The following is a 5404-nucleotide window of genomic DNA, read 5'->3' on the forward strand; positions in this document are numbered from 1 at the left end:
GCCCAAACTTCTCCACCAATTATAGAAATATCATATTTCTTTAATTCATTCAAAACAATTTCAATGTCATCTTTTTTCCAAGCAAATTCACCACTTGATATAGTAACACCTAAATCTATAATATTTTGCGGAAATTTATTCATATAGATTGAAAATCCCATAATCAAATATTTTATTCTCAATAGTAATTCAAAAATTACGTATAACGAATTAGACTTACCGACGTTCCTCGTAGCTGAGCCTGCTGTGCAGGCGTTAGCGTCGGCGCGCTTTTTGCGTAAGCAAGAAAGCGTGACGGAGAGGAATGTGGCGAAGCCCTAGCAAGGGCGCCAGTCCCGAAGCGCAGCGGTAAGTCGTAGTTATGCGCTGGCCTCATTTTAAACGTTTCTAATTATTCTTATATCTATTGGGGCATCATTATTTTCAAGTTTCTTATTTGAGTTTAAGTATTCGATTCCTAGTTGAAATCTATCAATCACCTGATTGAACAAATCTGTTCCGATTGCTTGTATCATAACTTTGTCAAAATTTTCAACGATATTGGAATCGAATAAACAAATATTTTTTTCTAAGACTATGTATGAAAAATTTCCGCCTGATTTATTAATTGCACTTCCGCCACTTAATTCATAAATATTTAATCTTCTTCGATTTTGTATTATATGGCTTTTTATCAATCTTTTGTAATTATAAGGCATTTTAAAATTTTCTATTGATGTCGAAATATCTAATATTTTCTTTTTCTCCTTTATATTTAAATAGTTTAAGAAATCTTCTATATGATGATTCTGGATTTTTTTCTCAAGAATTTTGTAATCTATTATATGATATTTTCTTTTAAAATCTCTGAGATTTAATATTTTTAATTTTTCTCTAAAGACAGGAATCATGTTTCGAATTATGATTTTGATAATGTCATCAATTTCATCTTTTAATATTGTCAATACAGTGAAATATTTGTTTGTTTTTTCGTTTTTAAAATGTAGATCTAATTTGCCTGAGCTTCCTCCAAAATGTAAAGTGAAGTGTATATCTGACGAAAAACTTTTATTACCTAATACCCACTTATTGTGACTGAAATAAAGCCATAGTTGATTGTTGATTTTAATCTTATTTATCATTAATGAGGCTTGCGCATAACGAACTAGGCTACCCGAAGTTGGCGACCGAGTCGCGGGAGAGCGACGAGCGTGCTGGCATGACACTTGCGTAAGCAAGGGGAGTGCCAGAAGCCAATTTGCCGCAGGCCAAGCGAGGGCTAGTCCCGAAGCGTAGCGGGTAGCCGTAGTTATACGCTGCGTCCCCTTTATCTGAGCGAAACCAGAGTAATGGAGTTTAATCCCCCAATTCTGTGCCAAGAAATCAAGCAGCGATTTTGTGAAAAAAATCGAGGCCAGGAGGATCTTTTCCAAACCTATTCAAAATGTAGATAGGCGTTTGATAAGGAAGAGTTTTTTCAACGAGAATCATTCTTTTCTTACAAACAGGACAAAACTTGTATGGTAGGAATTCCGAATTCTCATCAATGAGATCCGGATGTATGTCATCCTGGATATTTAGGATATGCTCTTTTTCCTGTATTGATTTTGCGATGCTGAGACGATCTTTTGATTTAACAGAATAAAGTCCATAGTATCGAATTGATTTAGTACCAGTCGGCAAAACATGTAGTAGAAACCGTCGAATGAATTCATCTTGCGAGAACTTAGTGGATTGATCATAAACATTAATCGAGAGAGCACCATCAGTAAAAGAGATGTTTCTATTCTGTATACTTGAACCTTTTATTGTTTTAGTAAGATAATCAACCCAATGATAAGGACTTTCATATTTCTCAGAAAAGAAACAAATTGATTTATGAATACTTTGAATGGAGTTGTAGAAATCCGAACTTAAGTCATTGTTTTTGGAATAGAAGTTAGAAAGTTCTTTCTTGAGATATGTGTTATAGATAGAATTGAAATCGGACCAGTTAAATAGATTTCTATTTGAGTTGATCCATTTGGTATTTGATTGATTCAAACCTCCGTCAGAGATCACAACATGCAAATGTGGGTGGAGTTGAAGAAGATTTCCATGCGTATGTAAGACTATGATAGACCCAGTAGTGATGTCTTCATCAAAAGAGAAATCAATGATCTTGTCAATTGTCTTCTTCGCGGAAGCGAAAAGGATATTGATAAACTCTTTATAGTGTGTAGTAACATGTTCATAACGGAAAGTAGGTAGCTTGAAAACGAGATGATAATGAGAACAGTTAAGAACCAAGTTTTTACACTTTTGATTCCATTCTATTTTGTTCCTATCTTGGCACTTAGGGCAGAGTCTGTTGTTGCAAGAATTTCTGAGGAATATGGAGAAGTGTTTTGTAGGACATTGATACAAATGTCCATGCATCGCATTAGTTCTGCAGTGAGAAATATCCAATGCCGTTTTGATTACATGTTTCGGGAGTCTCTTTGTTTTGATCGAATCAAGGTTGTGAATGAAAACGTCTTGTATATCTTCTATGTCATTTCCCATATTCTGTGTAGGTCCAGAATATTTATATCTCTCAGAAAAAAGTGTTACCCATGTCCTGAGGCATACAATAGGGTCGTTGCGTATAACGAACTAGGCTACACGACGTTGTCCGTAGCTGAGCCTCGTAGAGGCGTTAGCGTCGGCGCGCCTCCTTGCTGAGCAAGAAGCGTGACGGAGGACAATGTGCCGTAGGCCGAGCGAGGGCGTAAGCCCCGAAGCGTAGCGTGCAGCCGCAGTTATACGAAGTCGCTTTTTACTTTTCTCTTTCTTATGAACGCTTTTTTCATACAGAATTAAGGCAATTTGCCGCAATTTTTAAAAAGAATCATTCAAAGTTGAAGCAAAAAATAGTATAAGTACATTTAATCACTATCTAGTCTTTTTTGTCTTTTTGTTTCACTTGCTTCCGTAAAAAGAGGGAGCAACAATTATCGCAAAGCACAATCACTGAATCATCTTCCTATTTTCTTTTAGCGCGTGCTGCGATCCAAATAGTATCTAATCACGCTTCCGTAGGGAATCTTAAAAGAGCCGTCGCAAACAGAAAGCCCGACCGTGATTCGAAGGATGCGCGAGACAGACCAATAAAAGCGACCAAGAAACACCGAGATAAAATCGCAGAACAAGAATACTTCAATAAAGGCCTGCGGCAAATATGCCTGATAAACAAAAAAGCACAAGTGTAACGTAGGTCTTAATTTCTTTATTCTTACTGACTTATCGATAAATATCCGTGCTATTTTATTGCGTTCAAAAGTTTATTGAAATCTCTTTAAGCGATTTCGTATAACGAACTAGGCTACACGACGTTGTCCGTTGCTGAGCCTCGCAGAGGCGTTAGCGTCGGCGCGACTTCTTGCAAAGCAAGAAGCGTGACGGAGGACAATGTGCCTTTAGGCCGACCGAGGGCGAAAGTCCCGAGCGGAGCGTGTCAGCCGCAGTTATGCGGAGTTCTGGCAATTCATCTAATTAAACTTTCAATTTAGGTTAATTGTATCTTTTTCGAATTTATAAAACATACTTTTTAATTTTACTTTTAACTTAATTTAAATAATATAGATTATTTCAATAGTTGAGATCTGAAGTAAAAATTCACTAATTTTCAAATTGAGATTAATTTTCGTGTAAGGATAATTATAATACACTATCTAATTTAAAATTTTCAAAAATATAATATTTATTAATTATCTAAAATCTTTTGCATCAGGCGAGAAAATTTTTAATATTAGATCTCCATCACATTGTCTTTTTTTTTTATTTGCCTTATCATCTAAATAAGCATAATACGTGGCTATAGATTCTTTTTCTTCCTGAGTTAAAGGTTGCTTTGTTTTTGAATTTGGTTCTGAAATTAAAAGAATTAAGGTCATGTTTTTCTGGTCATTTATTAGTGAAAGATTTTCTCTACAGTTTTGCCTATCTGTGTCAGCATAGCAACTTATTATCAGCCCTATTGATATTATAATATATATAGCATACATTTTGAATTCTTCCTATTTTAATTATGTTATATGAAAATTGAAAAGCAATCGTTTAATTTTGCCAGAATTTCGCATAACGAACTAGGCTACACGACGTTGTCCGTAGCTGAGTCTCGCAGAGACGTTAGCGTCGGCGCGCCTTCTTGCAGAGCAAGAAGCGTGACGGAGGACAATGTGCCTTTAGGCCGAGCGAGGGCTGGGGTCCCGAGCGTAGCGTGTCAGCCGAAGTTATACGCCGTTTCCTTCTTCTTGTTGAATCGTTGAAAATATCAGAAAATTAAAAACAAGAAATGAATAAAAGGTTATCGTATAGAAATCAGCATTATCATCAAATAATCCATGACTTAAATTGTGTCTTAACTTTATTCCATATTCGTCGATCAGTAATGCTCTTAAGTGGATTTGTAGATCTTCTCCAAGAATTTGTCTTATATGTATATTTTCTAAAAGGTATTTTAATGAAGGTTCTTCTTGGCTACCATCGTTAGGATTTTGTTTTAATTCATTTTTATTTTTTATGATCAATATATTTCTTAATAATGCTTCATATAATGGTGTGGAAATATATAGAAAGCTAGTAAAATCGCCATTAAATCCAAAATGTATTGCTTTTGCGCATGTTTTTGTTAAGTTTGTAGGAACAATCCAAGCTTTACTAATTAAGCTTTCTAAGTAAGTGTAGTTAATTCGGAAATTAAGAGAAATTTTATAGAGTGCGTAAGGGATTTGATGCTGTCCTGAAAAGGTTTGCATGAAAGTAATTTTTTCAATTAAGTAAGGCCAAATTTCTTCATCCGTTGGATCTCTATCGAGAGGTAATGGTGGAAATTTTGAAGACACCCGATTTCTGTGATCATATTTAGTAGTTGAAAAAAGACTTTGAAACACAAATTCACGTCTTCCGGCTTTTATTTTCTGGATTAAATTTTCTTTTTTTTCATAATAAAATATTTTTATAAATTTAAAAAATATGTTTTGATCTGTCGCAGATTCAAGTATTTCATCAATACTTTCAAATATTTCTCTTCTATCTATTTCTGTTGAGATATGTCCAAAGCTAGTAGTAGTAGCTGATTGGTATTGAATAATAGATTTTGCAAATATCTTCTTAATACTTATAATATTTTTAATTTGTGCTGTATATTCTAAGGCAGATTGAATAAGTGAGGCGGAGATCATAGGATTTAGCTTAGCTGCCGCAGCTTCTTTTTGGAATAGCTTAAGTACTATAATTTGGCTAGATCGTTTTCTTCTTTCATCTTTTCTTATTTCAAATGCTCTTGCTAATTCCAAGGTTATTTTTCTAGCAATTTCATATTGTTTTTTATTGTATTTATTTAAAATTGTCTTTTTGATTATGATAATTGATTCTTCATCAACTTCAGATGAATATTTTATAT

4 protein-coding genes are annotated in these 5404 nt (G+C 34.5%); all 4 read right to left on the bottom strand.

The annotated features are described in order from the left end of the window. Positions 1-377: 377 nt before the first annotated feature. Positions 378-1358 carry a hypothetical protein gene (locus EHQ58_RS18490; protein ID WP_135625557.1) on the bottom strand — a complete coding sequence of 327 codons (981 nt, stop codon included), beginning with the start codon at positions 1356-1358 and terminating at the stop codon, positions 378-380. 4 nt (positions 1359-1362) lie between these two features. Next, the gene (locus EHQ58_RS18495; RefSeq protein ID WP_135625558.1) at positions 1363-2523 is read right to left on the bottom strand and encodes an IS91 family transposase; all 1161 of its coding nucleotides are present in this window, start codon (positions 2521-2523) and stop codon (positions 1363-1365) included. A gap of 1184 nt (positions 2524-3707) precedes the next feature. Continuing rightward, positions 3708-4004 (bottom strand): hypothetical protein, encoded by a 297-nt coding sequence (locus tag EHQ58_RS18500; RefSeq protein WP_135625559.1) that lies wholly within the window; start codon positions 4002-4004, stop codon positions 3708-3710. Between the two features lie 228 nt (positions 4005-4232). Continuing rightward, positions 4233-5404 (bottom strand): DUF4209 domain-containing protein (locus tag EHQ58_RS18505; RefSeq protein ID WP_167883695.1); only part of this gene is annotated, 1172 nt, incomplete at its 5' end.

Source organism: Leptospira ognonensis (assembly GCF_004770745.1).
In the GTDB taxonomy this organism is placed as follows: Bacteria; Spirochaetota; Leptospiria; order Leptospirales; family Leptospiraceae; genus Leptospira_A; species Leptospira_A ognonensis.

Excerpts from the sequence above, each read along its gene's own strand:
- EHQ58_RS18500 (WP_135625559.1), bottom strand. The coding sequence starts at position 4,004 with ATGTATGCTATATATATTATAATATCAATAGGGCTGATAATAAGTTGC.
- EHQ58_RS18495 (WP_135625558.1), bottom strand. The coding sequence starts at position 2,523 with ATGGGAAATGACATAGAAGATATACAAGACGTTTTCATTCACAACCTT.